General features: G+C 32.8%; 15 protein-coding genes. 8 read left to right on the top strand and 7 right to left on the bottom strand.

Annotated elements, in window-relative coordinates; all coding sequences use genetic code 11:
- Positions 1-194: 194 nt before the first annotated feature.
- Entirely contained in the window at positions 195-1,967 is a 1,773-nt protein-coding gene (gene argS / locus H510_RS0103955) for an arginine--tRNA ligase (protein ID WP_026903122.1), read from the bottom strand.
- 166 nt (positions 1,968-2,133) lie between these two features.
- Between argS and H510_RS0103950 the strand changes: the two genes are divergently transcribed.
- From H510_RS0103950 to H510_RS0103940, 3 genes are read left to right on the top strand one after another with little or no spacing between them, the layout of a single operon-like run.
- Positions 2,134-3,102 (top strand): M23 family metallopeptidase, encoded by a 969-nt coding sequence (locus H510_RS0103950; protein WP_026903121.1) that lies wholly within the window; start codon positions 2,134-2,136, stop codon positions 3,100-3,102.
- Between the two features lie 31 nt (positions 3,103-3,133).
- Positions 3,134-3,469 carry a MerR family transcriptional regulator gene (locus H510_RS0103945; RefSeq protein WP_026903120.1) on the top strand — a complete coding sequence of 112 codons (336 nt, stop codon included), beginning with the start codon at positions 3,134-3,136 and terminating at the stop codon, positions 3,467-3,469.
- A 45-nt stretch (positions 3,470-3,514) separates the two neighbouring features.
- A complete protein-coding gene (locus H510_RS0103940) occupies positions 3,515-4,414 on the top strand; it encodes a diacylglycerol/lipid kinase family protein (protein WP_036691787.1) in 900 nt (299 codons plus the stop codon).
- Here H510_RS0103940 and H510_RS0103935 read toward each other — a convergent pair.
- A complete protein-coding gene (locus H510_RS0103935; protein WP_026903118.1) occupies positions 4,388-5,434 on the bottom strand; it encodes a metallophosphoesterase in 1,047 nt (348 codons plus the stop codon). The two genes, H510_RS0103940 and H510_RS0103935, sit on opposite strands and share 27 nt — an antisense overlap.
- A gap of 81 nt (positions 5,435-5,515) precedes the next feature.
- Between H510_RS0103935 and H510_RS0103930 the strand changes: the two genes are divergently transcribed.
- From H510_RS0103930 to H510_RS0103910, 5 genes are all read left to right on the top strand, one after another.
- Positions 5,516-6,316, top strand: coding sequence for a PorV/PorQ family protein (locus H510_RS0103930; protein WP_026903117.1), 801 nt, complete (start codon positions 5,516-5,518; stop codon positions 6,314-6,316).
- Positions 6,317-6,356: 40 nt separating this feature from the next.
- A complete protein-coding gene (locus tag H510_RS0103925; RefSeq protein ID WP_245584786.1) occupies positions 6,357-8,369 on the top strand; it encodes a ComEA family DNA-binding protein in 2,013 nt (670 codons plus the stop codon).
- A gap of 62 nt (positions 8,370-8,431) precedes the next feature.
- Positions 8,432-10,501: a ComEC/Rec2 family competence protein gene (locus tag H510_RS0103920; RefSeq protein ID WP_026903115.1), complete on the top strand. Its 2,070-nt coding sequence runs from the start codon at positions 8,432-8,434 to the stop codon at positions 10,499-10,501.
- An 87-nt stretch (positions 10,502-10,588) separates the two neighbouring features.
- Positions 10,589-11,260: a hypothetical protein gene (locus H510_RS0103915; RefSeq protein WP_026903114.1), complete on the top strand. Its 672-nt coding sequence runs from the start codon at positions 10,589-10,591 to the stop codon at positions 11,258-11,260.
- A gap of 58 nt (positions 11,261-11,318) precedes the next feature.
- Positions 11,319-13,190: an LTA synthase family protein gene (locus H510_RS0103910; protein ID WP_026903113.1), complete on the top strand. Its 1,872-nt coding sequence runs from the start codon at positions 11,319-11,321 to the stop codon at positions 13,188-13,190.
- Positions 13,191-13,401: 211 nt separating this feature from the next.
- Here H510_RS0103910 and omp85 read toward each other — a convergent pair whose 3' ends face one another.
- The 5 genes from omp85 to rplU form a co-directional block, all read right to left on the bottom strand.
- A complete protein-coding gene (omp85, locus tag H510_RS18195; protein WP_051291036.1) occupies positions 13,402-14,745 on the bottom strand; it encodes an Omp85 family outer membrane protein in 1,344 nt (447 codons plus the stop codon).
- 67 nt (positions 14,746-14,812) lie between these two features.
- Positions 14,813-16,102 (bottom strand): sensor histidine kinase, encoded by a 1,290-nt coding sequence (locus tag H510_RS0103900; RefSeq protein ID WP_026903112.1) that lies wholly within the window; start codon positions 16,100-16,102, stop codon positions 14,813-14,815.
- The gene (locus H510_RS0103895) at positions 16,095-16,772 is read right to left on the bottom strand and encodes a response regulator transcription factor (protein WP_026903111.1); all 678 of its coding nucleotides are present in this window, start codon (positions 16,770-16,772) and stop codon (positions 16,095-16,097) included. The genes H510_RS0103900 and H510_RS0103895 overlap by 8 nt, the downstream gene beginning before the upstream one ends.
- 217 nt (positions 16,773-16,989) lie before the next feature.
- Entirely contained in the window at positions 16,990-17,406 is a 417-nt protein-coding gene (gene rpmA, locus H510_RS19820; protein ID WP_081659177.1) for a 50S ribosomal protein L27, read from the bottom strand.
- A gap of 52 nt (positions 17,407-17,458) precedes the next feature.
- Entirely contained in the window at positions 17,459-17,770 is a 312-nt protein-coding gene (gene rplU / locus H510_RS0103885) for a 50S ribosomal protein L21 (protein ID WP_026903110.1), read from the bottom strand.
- Positions 17,771-17,850: the final 80 nt, after the last annotated feature.

Genomic DNA, 17,850 nt, shown 5'->3' with positions numbered 1-17,850 from the left:
AACCTAGAATTCTGTTAAAAGAATGATTTACTGATCATTAGGACTCTTAAACTGTTTGGATTGTTTAATGAGTTTTAAATTTATAGTATACAGCTTGCGGGTGTACTATTAATAATCAGAAATTTGACCAATAATTTAGTTTTAGCTAAAGACTTAAATCTCTAAACTTCCCAAAAAAACACTATTTCTTTTACCTACATCCTCTCCGGAACATCAATACCTAATAAACCCATTGCTTTTTTAAGGGTTAATGCCGTATGGTAAGAAATGAACAATCTAAAGTTTTTAATATCTTCCTCTTCTACTTTTAAAATGCTTTCTGTTTGGTAGAATTTATTGTAACTTTTTGCAAGCTCGTAAGCGTAATTGGCAATGGCTGCTGGGTTATAATCTCTGGCGGCTACGGATAATATTTGTGGGTAACGACTTAAAATCTGAATCAATTCAGATTCGGTTTCTTTTAAACTATGGATGTTTTCGAAACCTGTTGTAGCTTCGTTAAAATGAGCTTTATTTACGACAGAACGAATTCTGGCATGCGTATACTGGATAAAAGGCCCTGTATTTCCTTGAAAATCTATAGACTCCTTAGGGTCAAATAAAAGACGTTTCTTAGGCTCTACTTTTAGTAAGAAGTATTTTAGAGCCCCCATACCTATCATGTAGAATAGTTTAGCTTTTTCTTCTTCACTAAAATGGTCTACTTTACCTAAGGCTTCTGTTTTTTCTCTGGCGGTATCTTCCATTTCACGTATCAAGTCATCAGCATCAACCACAGTACCCTCTCTTGATTTCATTTTACCGCTGGGCAAATCTACCATGCCATAAGAAAGGTGGTATAAACCATCGGCCCAGGTTTTTCCTAGTTTACTTAAGATTAAGAATAGCACTTTAAAATGGTAATCTTGCTCGTTACCAACCACATAAATAGATTTATCTACACCAAATTCATCGTACTTTAACTGTGCTGTTCCTAAATCTTGAGTGATGTAAACAGAAGTACCATCAGACCTACGTACCAATTTCTCATCTAGGCCATCGCTGGTTAAATCTATCCATACAGAGCCATCTTCTTTTTTAAAGAAAATACCTTTAGCAAGCCCCTCTTCAACAATATCTTTACCTAATAAATAGGTATCAGACTCGTAATAATATTTGTCAAAATCAACGCCTAGTTTGCGGTAAGTGCTATCAAAACCTTCATAAACCCAACCATTCATGGTTTTCCATAAAGAGATTACAGCTTCATCTCCTTCTTCCCATTTTAGCAACATCGCTTGGGCTTCTTTCATTAAAGGAGCTTCTTTTTTAGCTTCGTCTTCTGTTTTACCAGTATCTTTTAAAGCATCTATCTCTTTTTTATATTCTTTATCAAAAATAACATAATATTTACCTACCAGATGGTCGCCTTTTAAACCAGAAGATTCTGGCGTTTCACCAGCACCAAATTTTTGCCATGCCAACATAGATTTACAGATATGGATTCCCCTATCGTTAACCAAATTGGCTTTGGTAACCTCATAACCATTGGCTTTCAAAACCTCGGCAACAGCGTAACCTAAAAGATTATTTCTTACGTGTCCTAAATGCAGCGGCTTATTGGTATTTGGCGATGAATATTCTACCATCACTTTTTTACCATTTGGAGAAACACTTCCAAAGCTTGAAGAAGCAATATCGTTTTGTAAAACATTTAACCAAAAAGCATCTGCCAAAACAATGTTTAAAAAGCCTTTTATCACATTAAAATCTGCAACTTCTGGGTAATTGTTTTTTAAATATTCTCCAATAACGACTGCAGTTTGCTCTGGAGATTTTTTTGTTTGTCTTACAAAAGGGAAAACAACCAAAGTAAAATGACCTTCAAATTCCTTTTTAGTTTGCTCTAAAATAATCTGTTCTGTTGCAATTTCAATATCGAATAAAGCTTTAAAAGCTTGGCTTATGGCTGCTGGTAAAAAATTCATGAGGGCAAAAATAATCAAATATTAAATGTTAGCGAATTTAGGTCTTAAATCTTACCCCAAATGATATATATCATAGCCTATACCTTTTTATAAATTCATGCGTTTTCAATATTTTAATTAAATTTGAAAGATAGCGAATGCTCATGCTGGCTATAATAAATCAGAAATGGCAAAAACAAAATACTATTTTAACACCCAAACCCTTAAATACGAAAAGGTAAGGCTTAGCCTTGGGATTAAAGTTTTAAAAGCCTTTGGTTTTATCTCTACTGCTTTGGTATTCTCTTTCATTATTATCGCCTTTGCTTATACTTTTTTTGATTCGCCAAAGGAAAAGCAATTGAAAAGAGAGATTAACCAATTAACCCTACAATACGAAATTTTACAAGATCGTTTAAAGCAATTGAATGCTGTTGTGGATGATTTGCAAGAGCGAGACGATAATATTTATCGTGTAATTTTTGAGGCTGAGCCGATACCTAAAGACGTTAGAAATGCTGGTTTTGGTGGGATAAACCGATATAAAAATCTGGAAAACTATGATTATGCCAACCTGATGATTGAGGCTACTAAAAAAGTAGACATTCTTTCTAAACAACTTTATGTACAATCTAAATCTTATGATGAATTGGCCAAAGCCGTAAACTCCAAGGAGAAAATGATGGCTTCTATACCGGCTGTACAACCTGTAGATAGCAGAAAACTAAGAGGTGCCATATCTGGTTTTGGGTATCGGATACATCCCATCTATAAAATTAGAAAAATGCATGAAGGTATGGATTTTACCGCCCCAATTGGTACGCCTATTTATGCCACTGGCGATGGTTATATTGCAGCCGTTGGTAATGAAAGAGGCTATGGTAATAGGGTTGTTATTAGTCATGGTTACGGCTACTCCACCAAATATGCACACATGAGTAGGTTTAAAGTTAAAAAAGGACAAAGAGTTAAACGTGGCGATGTTATTGGTTATGTTGGAAATACAGGCGCTTCTACCGGGCCACACTTACATTATGAAGTTTATAAAGGTGGTAAACCTATTAATCCTATTAATTTCTTCTTTAATGATTTAACACCATCAGAATATATGGCTATGTTAGAAGTAGCATCAAGAGAAAACCAATCTTTTGATTAATTTTGATTTTCATTTTATCAATATCAATAAAATGCCTTACAAAGAGAAAGAAATAAACAAGCTGTATTACCCAATAGGTGAAGTTGCAGATATGTTTCAGGTAAACACATCGATGATAAGATTCTACGAAAAAGAATTTGAGATACTGCAACCTAAGAAAAACGCTAAGGGTAATCGCTTATTTAGACCAGAAGATATTGAGAACTTAAAAATAATTTTCTACCTGATTAAAGATAAAGGTTTTACCTTACAGGGAGCCAAAGACTATATGAAAGGCAATAGAAATGAAGTTGCTGAGAATCAAAAAATTATAGATTCTTTAGAAAAATTAAAAGCTTTTATGCTTAACCTTAATGAAGAGCTATAAAGCGGGTATGATTCTTGTTTATCATTCATCGTAAAAAAGCCCACGATGCAGAATATCTTGTTTATTATAAACCATAAAGCCGGTGATGATAAACCAACCAATCTTAAGGACACTATTGTTGATTTAAGTAAGCAATTAAACTACAAATTTCACATCTATTATTTAGGAGATAATCCCGAACAAGGTATTAAAAGTGCTATTCATCAATATGAACCCACTACTGTGGCTGCTGCCGGAGGTGATGGAACCATAAATTTGGTAGCCAGTATCATTAAGAACAGTGCAATCAAATTATTAATTATCCCTAATGGCTCTGCCAATGGTATGGCTAAAGAATTTAATATGCCTGCTGCTGCGGATGAGTGCATTAAATTACTACAAACCGGAAAAACCGCTACAATTGATTTATTACTCATCAATCAAAATATATCGGCTCATTTAGCAGATGTTGGCCTTAATGCCAGAATAGTGAGAAGGTTTCAGTTAGATCGTAAGCGTGGACTTTTAACTTATGCTAAACATTTGTTTAACGAGATTTTCTTCATCAAATCCAAAACTTTTTTAATAGAGACAGAAGAAAAAACCAGAAAAGTAAAAGCTGTTTCTTTAACCTTTGCCAATGCTACCAAATATGGCACTGGCGCTGTTATTAATCCGGAAGGAAAACTAAACGATGGATTTTTTGAAATCTGTATTGTTAAACCTTTTGCCAAGATTCATTTATTCTCTATAGCTCTAAAGATGTTTAGAAACCGATTGAATTATTCGGCATACTTTGAAACCATTAGTTGTAAAAAAGCTACCATAAGGTGTAAAAGAAGAACACTTTTGCAAATAGATGGCGAAGTTATTGGCAGAACAAAAGAAATCAATTTAACTTGTTTACCAGCTGCTTTACAGGTAATTATTCCTGCCCATTTAGACTATCCAACCTTGATAAACTAATTCGCCCAAAGGGTTATCTTTATCTGTTATTAAAACCTCTGTTTTAATTTTTAGGTTTTTATAGAGTTTGAGTTTAAAAAAACCTTTTCCAGATATACCAAACCTAGAATATTTACCATCTAAAACATAAGTAGCTTTTGATGCCGCACCACTTACAATATAATGGTTGTGATATTTCTCTATGTATTGCAAATTATGTTCATGTCCGGCGGCATAAATTAAACCCGGGTACTTTCTAAATATTTCTTTTAAACGTTTTCTTAAGATTTTAAACCTTGGATGGGCCAAATCTTCCCTAGCACCAACATATTTACGGTAAAGCGGTAATAAAGAACCAACAAAAGGCAAAGGTAAATAGGCTTTCTTTTTATACAGTGTAAACGGAAATAAATGATGTTTGAGTTTATATCTGCCACCATGTAAAGAATAGCTGTAGATAGGATAATGCCCTATTACTAAAATTTTCTTTGATTGATGTTTGCTTAAAAGCTCCTCTAACTTATTAAAAAATTGTGCTTCGTTCTCTACATCGCAGCCATATTGTTTACCTATAGGCCTCACTCCTTTTTGCACCCACCATTGCGTATTTATAGCAATAAGTACAAAATCATCATTTAAAACAACTTCCGACGGACCTGGACAACCCTGAGGTGGTAAGTAAGAAAATTTATCATCAAATAATTGATGTAAGTATTCTTCTTGCCGAAGTACAAAGGCTAAGCCATTAGCTTTTCCCTTGTTCCAATCGTGGTTACCCGATATAAAAATCACCCTGCCTTTAAAATCTTTTAAAGCTTCATGGTGCTTTTTAAGAACTGTTTCTGCATCTTCTCTTAAAATAGTACCCAAAGCTGGCAAACCATTGGGGTAAATATTATCTCCTAAAAAAATTACAGCAGAATTTTCATGTACTGGTAAATGTTTTTTTAGTAATTCTAAAGCTTCATCAGGTTTATTTCTACTGATATTACCAGAATCTCCTACTAAAAGCACCTCGAATGTTAAATTATTATTAATCATTTAAAAATTTTTATCCTTATCAGGATTTTTTTCACTTATTTAACAGCTTTTTACTATTTTCAATCCATCAACTTAATATGGATGATAAAATTTTACACCATTCTCATTTTTATACTTTGTTCTAAAACGGTTTTTACCCAAACCTTAAACGGTCCGCGTATACAAGCTATGGGTAATGCCGGCGTTGCTATTCAGGATATTTGGACACTTAAAAACAATGCAGCAGGTATTACATCTCTTGAAAATATAACATTTGCCCTTGCTTATGAGAACAGATTTTCTGTAAAAGAACTCAGCACTAAATCTGCCGCTATCGCAATACCTTTAAAAAAATACACTTTAGGCGCATCTTTTCAATCTTATGGCTCTCCTGTATATCAAGAGCTAAAATCGGGCCTTAGTTTTGCCAAATCTTTCGGAGAAAATTTCTCTACAGCTTTAACACTTAACTATCATCAATTAAGCATCCAAAATTACGGTAATACTAACACTTTTAGCTTTCAAGTTGGTTTTCAATATCAAATTTTTAAAAATTTCTGGATAGCAGCTCATGCAGCAAATCCTAACAAAAGTCAATATACAGAAACAGAAAGTAACACACTGCCTGCTTTATATCAAATTGGTGCTAGTTATACTTTTTCAGATAAATTGTTGCTAACATCAGAAGTAGAACAGGTTTTGAACGGAAAATTAGATTTTAAAACTGGTTTAGAATATAAAATTGCTCCTTTCTTAGCTTTAAGAGGCGGCACTTCTGTTAATACTTTCCAGCAGTTTGGAGGTTTCGGAATTCTTTATCAAAAGATAAATCTTGATTTCGCTATTAGCTCTCATCCTGTACTAGGTTATTCACCTCAAATTGCCGTTGGATATGCTTTCTAAAATTAAATTTTTATTTCTTTCGGGATTTCTTTTCTTAAGTATGGGAGTTAAGGCACAGCAGTCTAACGACCCCATTATTGAATATATTTTAGAAGTAATAGCCGAAAATCAATCAGAAGATTTTGATTATACCGAACTTGTTGAACGCTTAAATTTCTATCGCAGAAACCCATTAAACCTTAATAAAGCCAGCAGAGACGAGTTGCAAGAATTGGTATTTTTAAACCCTTTACAAATAAGCAACTTATTAGATCATATTGCAGTAAACGGTAAATTGATTGATGTTTTAGAACTGCAAAGTATTGATGGATTTGATTTACAAACCATTAGAACTTTACTAAACTTTAGCAATATTAATTCGCCTACAGGCTTTGAAAACTTCAGTTGGGCAAATTTAAGGAAAGAAGGTAGAAGCGATTTAATTGTAAGATACGGTCGCATTTTAGAAGAACAAGCAGGTTTTAATATCCCGGAAGAATCAGGTAGATCACGTTATTTAGGAACACCAGACCGAGTTTTTACGCGTTACAGATTTAACTACCTTAACAACCTACAGTTTTCTTTAAATATGGATAAAGATGCTGGCGAGCAATTTTGGACTACCCAAAATCGTACGCTGGGGCCAGATTTTGTCTCTGCTAGTTTATATGTTAAAGATGTATCTAGATTTAAAAAAATAGTTTTAGGCGATTTCTCTTTACAATTTGGACAAGGCTTAACTTTATGGAGCGGTTTAAGCTTTGGTAAGGGTGCCGATTTATTTTCTATCGCTAAACAAGATTTAGGTTTAAGACCTTATACTTCTATTAATGAGTTTTCTTTTTTTAGAGGCTTTGCTACCCAAATAAATTTCGGAAAATTTGATTTCACACCTTTCATATCCTTCAGAAGGTTAGATGCAGGAAGTAGCTTAAACGCAGCTACCAATTTATCAGAAATAACATCCTTACAAATAAGTGGTTTACACCGCACTCCAAACGAGTTAGCCAATAAAAACCGAATAGGACAATTGGTATTAGGAGGCAATTTACAATACAACCATCGCAAATTATCGGTTGGTTTAACGGCTTATCAATCTAACTACAGTGAGAATTTCGCACCCGGAAATGCTGTTTACAATCAATTTGAATTTACAGGAAGAAAACTTACCAATTTAGGCGCAAACTATAGTTATACGGTAAATAATATTTATTTATTTGGAGAACTTGCCCATAGTGTAAACTCGGGCATAGCTTTTATAAATGGAGCCATTGCTAGTTTAACACCACAAATTTCTGCTTTGGTTTTCCATAGAAATTACCAGAAAGACTATTACTCTTATTTTAACCAAGGGATTAGCGAAGGTAGTTTGGCATTTAATGAACGAGGATTTTTTGGAGGTTTACAATTTAAATCTGGAAAAAAATATGAATTTAACGTATATACAGATTTATTTAAATTCCCATGGTTAAGATTTAGAGTTGATGCACCTTCTGTAGGACACGAGCTTTTTAGCCAGTTTACTTATACGCCAAAAAGAACCACTAAATTTATTCTGAGATATAGAATAGAAGAAAAACAACAAAATATTTCTGGAGCAAATACAGCTATTAATACTTTAGAAACTGTAAGACGGCAAAACTATCGCTTCGAAATTCAATATGCCCTTAACAAAAGTTTTAGCTTAAGAAACCGGGCAGAAGTAACGCAGTTTAAGAGAGAAAGTACTCAAAATAATTATGGTTTATTGCTTTATCAGGATGTACTTTATAATCCACTAAGCTCTAAATTATCAGGAAATGCCAGGATAGCTTATTTCAATACCGAAGGTTTTGATACCAGAATATATGCCTATGAAAATGATGTATTATACGGTTTCTCTATCCCAGGCTTTCAAAATAAAGGATTTAGATTTTATCTAAACGGCAGATATACTTTAAAACGAGGTATTGATTTTTGGCTTAAATACAGCTTTACACATTATACAGATTTAGAGACCATTGGCTCTGGTTTAGACCAGATAGATGGGAATTTAAGATCAGAAATTAGAGCTCAAATAAGGTATCAATTTTAATTAACATGTTTTTCATGAATTGATTTTTCATCTACAAAAAATCTGTTCATTTTTTCTATCCTATGATTGCATATTTTAAAGGAGAAATTCCATTCTTCAGGTATTTATGGTTTTTCATTATCGGTATTTCTTTGGCTATCGGTTTAGCTATACAACCTCATGCTTTTTGGTGTATTTTATGGATAAGTAATATAATTGTGTTAATGGTATACTTACTTATAACCAAGTACTTGAAGCTTTACCAATATAATTATATACCTGCATGTTTAATTGCGCTACAGTTTATTTTTACAGGTATTATCCTTTGCAACTCGTCTAAAGAAATTTATCAAAAGCATCATTTTTCTAAACATCAGGCCCATCATCATTTAGTTATTATTACCGAGCAACCCAAGCTTAAAGGAGATATAGCAAGGTTTACAGTTAGTGTAAAACATAATGTGGTCAATCAAAAGCTTTTAAAAACATCAGGCAACTTATTGTTAGCCATGCGTTATGATACCACCAAAAAATTTCCTTACAGGTATGGAGATTTATTACTCATAAAATCAAAAATTAAAGATACAGAACCTGCTTATAATCCTGCCGAGTTTAATTATAAAAGGTTTTTAGCGTATAAACAAATCTATCATCAAAGCTTTATAAACCTAAAAGAAACGGTTAAACTGGCATCAGAAAAAGGGAATCCTATCATCAGTTTTGCTTTAAAATTTAGGGAAAAACAAGTAGAAAAGTTTAAAAAATATTTGGCTTATGAAGATTCTAAAGCAGTTGCTTCTACCTTAATTTTGGGCTACCGGGCAGATTTAGATCCTCAAATTCTTCAAGCTTATTCCAATACAGGTACTTTACATATTTTGTCTGTTTCGGGCATGCATGTGGCTATTGTGGTCTTACTGTTAAACCTTCTTTTTAAACCTTTAGAGAAACTGCGTTATGGAAAAATAGTTAAGCTTATGCTGATGCTGGGTTTAATATGGTTTTATGCTTTGATAACAGGTCTTGCTCCTTCTATTTTAAGAGCCGCTTTAATGCTTTCGCTGATATTGATTGCTAAATATCAAAGTATTAAAACCAATATTTTTAATGTTATAGGCGTAGCAGCATTCGTTATTTTAATCATCAATCCGTTTAATTTAATGGATGTTGGTTTCCAGTTATCTTTTTTAGCAGTGATGGCTTTGGTATACCTACAACCTATTATTTACCATTGGTACCAACCACAAAACAAAATTTTAGATTGGATGTGGCAATGTGCCAGTGTATCTATAGCCGCACAAATAGCCACTACACCTATAAGCTTATATTATTTTCATCAATTTCCTCTTTATTTTATCATAAGTAACTTATACATGGCTTTACCCGCTATTATTATCATGTACGGAGGCATAGGATTTTTGCTTATAGCGCCAATTTCAGATGTGCTAGCGAACATCCTAGGTGCATTTCTTAATCAAGCCATTTATCTCACCAATAAGTTTTTGATTCTGATAGAACAAATTCCTTATGCCAATATCACTCAGGTTTGGCTTTATCAATCTGAAATCATCCTGATGTATATCATTTTACTACTCCTTTTGATAAAGTTTTTACATCCTATTTTAAAGCTAAAAATCATAAGCTCGTTAACAGTACTTCTAATAGCTATACATAGTTATCATACTTTACAGCACATACAGCAAGAAAAAATACTATTCTTTACCCTACGTAAAAATACGGCTGTTGCCCTATTAAAAGGAAGAACAGCTACTTTATTTACCGATTTAAATCCTGATGAATACACTTATAAATTTTCTGTTAAACCTTACTTAGATAGTTGCAGAATTACTAAACTATCTATCATCAATACCCAAACCCATAAAGAATATAATAACGTAATAAAAATTAAGCGTAAAAGCTTAAAAATAATACGACATCTGGATGATGACCAAACCAAGCATGATTGGCTGCTTTTAAGTGGAGATAAAATTTTTGATTTGCCACACTTAGCAAAACTTTATGAAACAAAAAGCTTTATTATAGATGGTAAAAACAAAGATTATAAAATAGAAAATATGTTAGAACAAGCTCGAAAAAATGGAATTTATACCCATGTTTTAAAAAGACAACCAGCATTAGAAATAAACCTATAATTTTTTTAGTCTAAATACACTTATTTTAAAGCTAAGTGTATGGGTGATGAAATAAAATCATTACTTTCATAGTATAAAAATAAATTTATGATAAAAAAGATAACATTCGGTCTTATCGCATTCATCTGCCTAGGATCCTTAGCTACACAAGCGCAAAAAAAAGTTACTGAAGGCTATATCAGCTATGCGGCAGAATATGATTTGCCACCAGACCAACAAATGGCTGCTGCTATGCTTCCAAAAGAATATAAAATCTATTACAAAGAAAATTTAAGCAAATTTGTAATGGATTTAGGTATGATGACCAACCAAATGACCTCAGACAGTAAAACCAATACGGGCTTAATGTTAATGGATATTCCAATGGCTAAACAAAAAATTGCGGTAAAATTTACAGAGGCAGATTACGAAAAACAAAAAGAAATGATGCCAGATTACGAGTTTACTAAAACTACAGAAAGTAAAGCAATATCAGGATATAATGCCATTAAGTACAACGCTAAAGACAAGGAAAGCGGTAATGAAATAGAAATTTGGACAACCAAAGATTTAGAAATACCTAGCAATAGCTTTACCCAAGCTTTTAAAGACAAAATAGAAGGTACTCCTTTGGTTTTTGTTACCAACATGAATGGTATGAAAGTGAAATTAAGCTTTAAAGAATTAAAAGCAGAAAGCGTAACAGGCTTAAATCTTACAATTCCAGAAGGTTATACTCAAATGACTATGGAAGAGTTGATGAGCATGTCTGGAAGATAATTTTCTTAAAATTTCACAAAAGGCTTTTAGGCTAAATGTAAGTTATTTAACTTGCAGCATGCTTAAAAGCCTTTCTTTTTTTATCAGGTATTTCCTTTTCTGGATAGTTTTTTTTCTGGTTAACCGTGTGGTATTCTTCGGTTGGAATATAGAACGATTAGATGATGTTTCTAATGATGAAATTTTCTTAGCCTTCCTTTATGGTATGCAAATGGATGCATCCATGGCGGGTTATTTATCAGTTATACCGTTTATCCTATTTATCATCAGTTGGTTAATTCCTAAAATACCTTTGCAAGGCAAAGTTATCCTTAACTATACATTCGTTTTCACTTTTTTAACAGCTGTAATCACAGCTGTAGATTTTAACATTTATACCGAGTGGGGCACAAAAATTAACGCTAGAGCGGTAGATTTCTTGTTCGAATCTCCATCTGAAGCAATGGCTTCAGCTGCGTCTTCTCCGCTTTTTAGTAGCTTATTTATCGTTTTTGTTTTAAGTATGTTTGGATTTTATCTCAGCAATAAAATCATCTTTAAGCAAGAACCAGACTTAAATAAATCTTATTTTCTAGTAAAATTTCCTATAGCTTTATTGATTTTAGGTTTAACCTTTTTAGCTATCAGAGGCGGCTGGGGAATTGCTCCAATGAACCCAAGTAAAGTTTATTTTAGTGATAAACCTATCTTAAACCACGCAGCTATTAATACCGATTGGCTTTTACTTTCTAATTACATTAAAAAAGCAGACAAAAAAAATCCTTATCAATACTTAGAGCAAACGCAACGGGAAGCTATTTTAAAAGAACTTTATCCAAAAACCGACTCTACAAATACATTGCCTATATTAAGTGTAAAAAAACCAAATGTTGTTTTAATTATTCTGGAAAGCTTCACTGCTGATGTTGTACAAGAATTAGGCGGAGATGAACAAATTACCCCTGGTTTTAGCACTTTAGCTAAAGAAGGTTTGTTATTTAGTAATATTTATGCTTCTGGTGATAGAACAGACAAAGGCTTAGTAGCCATTTTAAGTGGTTTTCCTTCGCAAGCTATTAGAAGTATTATTAAAGAAAATGATAAACAAGAAAAGCTTCCATCATTAATTAAATCTTTTAGACAAGCAGGATATAAAACATCATTTTTTTATGGTGGTGATACAGAATTTTCAAATTTTAAATCCTACTTAATAAGTAGCCAAATTCATACATTAAAAGATGCTTCTGATTTTAATAGTGAGGATCTAACGTCTAAATGGGGTGCTTATGATGAAGTTACATTTAAAAAACAACTTCAGTTTTTAAATCATGAAAATCAGCCATTCTTTTCTACTCTTTTAACTTTAAGCAATCATGAACCCTTTGAACTTCCTAAAGAAGGTGCTTTTGGTAAGCAAACTACAGAAAATAAATTTAGAAGCACTAGCCATTATACAGCAGAATGCTTATTAAATTTTGTTGAAAAAGCTAAAAAAGAAGCTTGGTACAATAATACGCTGTTTGTTGTTGTTGCAGATCACGGTCATCGTTTACCAAAAAACATTTACGAAAGCTACATGACAGAAAGATATCATATCCCTTTATTGATTTTTGGCGGCGCATTACAAACTGCATACAAAGGCAAAGTGGTTGATAAAATTGGTAATCAAACAGATATTGCGGCAACCTTGCTTGGTCAATTAAACTTGCAAATACAAGCTTATAAATACAGCAATAACTTGCTTAATACAGATACTAAAGGTTTTTCTTTTTATAACTGGGATAATGGATTTGGTATTGTAGAAGATAATCAAGCTATTTCTTATGATCCAATTAGTAAGACTATTATTTATCAAAAACCTAAAATGATAATTCCAAAAAAACAGGAAGAACTCTTATTAAAAGCCAAAGCGATGATGCAAAGCGTTTATCAGGATTATTTAGATTATTAGTGCTGTTTAGTTACTTGAATTGATCATTCTGAATAACAATAATAATGCAATTTAACAGACTTACTAAGCTTAATTTAATCAATAGAATATCCATTTTGGAATAGTCAATATTCTTGTTTTTAGCCCGATTAAGGTACTCTTTTACTTAAATTAAGTATTGTGAGGTCTAAAATGCTTGTCCAATACTAATGTAAAATAATCTATCTTCTTTTTAGCTTCCGTAGTCAAACGATAAAATAGTGGATTGATTCCAAACAATTCTGAGTCCACCACCAAAAGAAGTTTTAATATTTTTAAAATTTAAGTCTTGCCAACGGTCTCTCACTGTTCCAGCGTCAAAGAACGGTGCTACACCAAATGCAAATCTTTGCTTTCCTAATTTTGTTTCTGCTAGTCGTACTCTCAATTCTACATTAGTAAACCACATTGAACGAGCCAAAAATCGGTTGGCTCGATAGCCACGCAGTGACTGTCTGCCACCTAAAGCGTTTATACTTCCTTCTGGACTCCATTGGTCTTGAAATTCAAAAAATGGTGCGTTGTTTCCAAAAATGTTGCCTGCTCCAAATCGTCCTGCCAAAACCGTACGTTTACCAACTGGTAATTTTTGGTATACTCTTCCTTGAATGAATAATTTGTCAAAATCGAATTGTGAACCAATGTATTTACTCGAATATTCATTCGCAACTTCAAAATAATATCCTTTCGTTGGGTCGGGTTCAAAATCTCTTGTGTCAAAAATCAATGCTGTTTGAATTATTGAAACCCAACCACCACCAACACCTGATATTAAACCGTCTTCAAAATCTCGTCTTAAAAGTGAAATGCCGTTTGGTACAGTTGTGTTTTGTCCTGTAATCGGGTCAATTGCTTCCGCTTCCATTCCTTCAAAAGTTTTATAGCTCAAATGCTGAATTTCATAACCACCCATTATACGCCATTTGCCATTTCCAAGTGCATAATCGGCTTTTAGATTGAGCATAAATTCGGTTTCCCTAAATCGGTTTGATAAAGCATCTGTTACAAAATCAGCTTCGCCAATACTGCCTGGTCTTAATGTTTTTCTTGCTCGGTCAAATTCTTTGTAGGTTGAAAAAATTGTGTTTTCGTCAGATGGTAGGCGAAGTTTTCCAAGTGTTGATTCTGTTAATCCAAAATATAAATTGACTGGGTTTTGTTGCGCTTTAAAATCTATTTTAAATCTCCAACGAGTTCCTTTATAATAGGGAACATCAAGCGAAAGAGCTAATTCTCTTGCATTTGAAGTGTAATAAGCTGCATTCGCTTTTAGCTTTGCCAGATATGGTGTGTAAGGAAATAAAGGATTATCACGATTTCCATTCCAATAAGTGTTTGTTCTTACACCAAAGCCGAAACCTGTAACTGGGTCAGATGAAAAATCAGGTATTCCAGTAAAAAATATTCCTTCTCGCTTTTTAGCAAGGTCATCATCCGACATTCGTTTCGATTTAATGAATGAAAGACTGTCTATTTCTTGAGCCTTTACGATTGTGATTGAAAACAGAATAAACAGAGTTGCTATAATACGCTTCATAAATTGGATAAATTTTTAAGTTACCCTGCAAAACTCCGAAGCGATTTAGAAGAAATTTTGAATTGCCCTAAAAACTGATTTTAAATGTGTGTTTTTCTTGTTGAAATTCATAGCCTATTGTCCATTGATGTCTTTTGCAGATTTGCTCAACAATAGCCAAGCCAAGCCCACTTCCTGAACTTTCTTCTGAAGATTTTTTAAACCGCTTAAATAGATGTTCCTTCTCTAATGTTTTTATTCCTGAATTGCTGATAAACAAGCCTGATTGGTTCAATTTAACTTCGACAATTCCTTTTTGTGAGTTATGTCTAATCGAATTGAGTAATAAATTATTGATGAGAACTTCAATCAAAACTCTATTTCCTGTAACGACACAATCTTTTTCTATTGAAGTATTTACGCTTAATTCTTTATTTGAAAAATGTTCCTGCAATTGCTTCAAGCATTCTTCGGTCAATTCGCTCAAGTTTATTGTTTCACTTTCATCAAACTGATGGTTTTCTATTTTGGCAAGCAACAATAGGTTTTTATTGATGCGTGAAACTCTTGTCAATGCTTTATTTATGTCTTCAATAATTTGGTACTGCCTGTCTGTTAATGCTTCCTTTTGCAAAAGTATGTCCAATTTATTTTTGATGATTGCCAAAGGAGTTTGCAATTCGTGTGAAGCATTTTCGGTAAACTCTTTTTGGGATTTGTAAACCGAAACAGTGTGTTCTATTAATTTATTCAAAGCCACATTTAATTCTTCAAATTCAAGGATGTTTGATTTTTCAAACGAAATTTTGCTTTGTGCATTAAGATTAAATGTTTTCAACTCTGATAAGGTGTTTCTAAACGGTTGCCATAATTTTATGGATAATCGTTTATTAAGAATTAGAAAACCCACAACTAAAATCAAGAAAAATAAAAAAGTAAGTATAGCTATCGCAATTGCCGTTTCTTCGGTTTCTTCAACATTGGTTTCAACGGTTAACAAATAGTTTTCTCCTTTTATTTTAATCACTCTTGAAAGTCCCCTGAATCTATCTATTTCATTGTGTTCAACATATATATTCTTTCTTAAAATAGTATAAATGCTATCTGTTTTATTATTGTTGTTTAAAATGATTTTTTCTAAGTTAGTTCCGGGCTTAATTTTGTTCCAAAGTGTTACACTTCGGTTTAATTCAGTTTCATTTAATTTTAAATTATTTAATTCTTTTTCAGTTCTATTAGCAATAATTTCATTATGCTCATCTAATTCTCTTAGCCAAATGCTGTCCACTAAATAATAATATGCTGGTACACTTGACGCTAAAACAAGTAGAGCGTAAATGGTAAATGATTTGAGTGATTTGTTTAATAATTTATTCATCCTCCCATTTATAACCTGTTCCGTAAACAGTTTTCAAATAATTCTTACAACCTACTTCATTCAATTTCTTTTTCAGATTTTTGATATGAGCATATACAAAATCGTGATTGTCTAACATATCGGCAAAATCGCCTGAAAGATGTTCTGCTAAGGTACTTTTTGAAATTATCCTGTTATTGTTACCAATAAAATATAAGAGTAAGTTAAACTCTTTTTTTGTAAGCTCAATAGGGTGATTTTTGAATTTAACAGTTTTGCCAAGTAAGTCAATTTGCAGCTCATTCTGCTGAATTATATTAGTATTTCTAAACTGTTTTCTGCGGATAATGGAATATATTCTTGCTGCTAATTCTGAAAGATGAAAAGGTTTGGTTAAGTAATCATCAGCACCGATTTGCAAGCCATTTATTTTATCGTCTAATGCGTTTTTTGCTGAAATTATAATTACACCTTCTTGTTTATCTCGTTTTTTAAGTTCTTGTAAAATGTTTATTCCGTTGCCGTCTGGCAACATGATGTCTAGTAAGATGCAGTCGTAATTAAATGATTCGATTTTTTCTAAAGCTTGACTATATGTTCGGGCAAACTCACACAAATAGTTTTCTTCCGAAAGATATTCAGAGATGCTTTCGGCTAGTTCATTTTCGTCTTCTATAATCAGTATTTTCATTTATCAAATTTAGTATTTCAATTTTGTAGACATTTTGAATTTAATTGTAGAAATATCTTATTGGTAATTCTTTTAAACTTGCACCTAACAAGCAATTCTTCATAAGAAATTGATAAAACCAGCATAGAAATTTATAAATAGTACTGGCTATTAACCATGCAAACAAAAAAAGCCTGCTAGAACATCTAACAGGCTTTGCTATATTTTTAGAATATGATTATTCTGCGTCTTCTGCTTTATCAGCTTTTTTTGCTGGTGCTTTTTTAGCAGCAACTTTTTTCTCTGCTTTAGGCTCTTCTGCGGCAGCTTCAACAGCTACTTCTGCTTTAGGTGCAACAGCCTTTTTTGCTGGTTTATCTTCTACAACTGGTGCAGCAACCTCAAAAGGAACTACAGAAACATAAGATTTGTTGTCTGCTTTCTTTCTGAAAACTACTTTACCATCAATTAAGGCAAACAAAGTATGGTCTTTACCCATTCCTACGTTTTTCTCAGGATGGTGTTTGGTACCACGCTGACGAACGATGATATTTCCTGCGATAGCAGCTTGTCCGCCAAAAATTTTAATACCTAAACGTTTACTTTGTGATTCTCTACCGTTGTTAGAGCTACCGGCTCCTTTCTTATGTGCCATGGTTTTATATCTTTTTTGCTAAACGATGTTTAACGTTTTGTTACCTAATTAATTATATAGTAATGCTATCAATCTGGATTTTAGTGAAGAACTGACGGTGTCCGTTTTTCTTTTTATATCCTTTTCTTCTTTTCTTGTGGAAAACGATTACTTTATCACCTTTTAAATGAGACACGATTTTAGCAGAAACTTTTGCTCCTTTTACTGCAGGTGTACCTACGGTAAATTTACCTTCGTTTTCAACTAATAACACATTGTCAAATTCAATACTAGCGCCTTCATCACCTTGTAATCTGTGTACAAAAAGATGCTGGTCTTTAGCAACTTTAAATTGCTGTCCTGCTATATTTACTATTGCGTACATGGTTAAATAATTTATTTTGTTTTAAAAATGAGGTGCAAATATACGGATATAATTATTTAATACAAGCTATAAAACAATTA

This window comes from Pedobacter glucosidilyticus DSM 23534 (genome assembly GCF_000425145.1).
Lineage (GTDB): Bacteria > Bacteroidota > Bacteroidia > Sphingobacteriales > Sphingobacteriaceae > Pseudopedobacter > Pseudopedobacter glucosidilyticus.
This window is presented reverse-complemented; position numbering and strand designations above follow the sequence as displayed.

Excerpts from the sequence above, each read along its gene's own strand:
- argS (WP_026903122.1), bottom strand. The coding sequence starts at position 1,967 with ATGAATTTTTTACCAGCAGCCATAAGCCAAGCTTTTAAAGCTTTATTC.
- H510_RS0103895 (WP_026903111.1), bottom strand. The coding sequence starts at position 16,772 with ATGAAAATACTGATTATAGAAGACGAAAATGAACTAGCCGAAAGCATC.
- H510_RS0103935 (WP_026903118.1), bottom strand. The coding sequence starts at position 5,434 with ATGATTAATAATAATTTAACATTCGAGGTGCTTTTAGTAGGAGATTCT.
- H510_RS0103900 (WP_026903112.1), bottom strand. The coding sequence starts at position 16,102 with ATGAATAAATTATTAAACAAATCACTCAAATCATTTACCATTTACGCT.
- H510_RS0103930 (WP_026903117.1), top strand. The coding sequence starts at position 5,516 with ATGATAAAATTTTACACCATTCTCATTTTTATACTTTGTTCTAAAACG.
- H510_RS0103940 (WP_036691787.1), top strand. The coding sequence starts at position 3,515 with ATGCAGAATATCTTGTTTATTATAAACCATAAAGCCGGTGATGATAAA.
- rpmA (WP_081659177.1), bottom strand. The coding sequence starts at position 17,406 with ATGGCACATAAGAAAGGAGCCGGTAGCTCTAACAACGGTAGAGAATCA.
- H510_RS0103945 (WP_026903120.1), top strand. The coding sequence starts at position 3,134 with ATGCCTTACAAAGAGAAAGAAATAAACAAGCTGTATTACCCAATAGGT.
- omp85 (WP_051291036.1), bottom strand. The coding sequence starts at position 14,745 with ATGAAGCGTATTATAGCAACTCTGTTTATTCTGTTTTCAATCACAATC.
- H510_RS0103910 (WP_026903113.1), top strand. The coding sequence starts at position 11,319 with ATGCTTAAAAGCCTTTCTTTTTTTATCAGGTATTTCCTTTTCTGGATA.
- rplU (WP_026903110.1), bottom strand. The coding sequence starts at position 17,770 with ATGTACGCAATAGTAAATATAGCAGGACAGCAATTTAAAGTTGCTAAA.
- H510_RS0103920 (WP_026903115.1), top strand. The coding sequence starts at position 8,432 with ATGATTGCATATTTTAAAGGAGAAATTCCATTCTTCAGGTATTTATGG.
- H510_RS0103915 (WP_026903114.1), top strand. The coding sequence starts at position 10,589 with ATGATAAAAAAGATAACATTCGGTCTTATCGCATTCATCTGCCTAGGA.
- H510_RS0103925 (WP_245584786.1), top strand. The coding sequence starts at position 6,357 with ATGGGAGTTAAGGCACAGCAGTCTAACGACCCCATTATTGAATATATT.
- H510_RS0103950 (WP_026903121.1), top strand. The coding sequence starts at position 2,134 with ATGGCAAAAACAAAATACTATTTTAACACCCAAACCCTTAAATACGAA.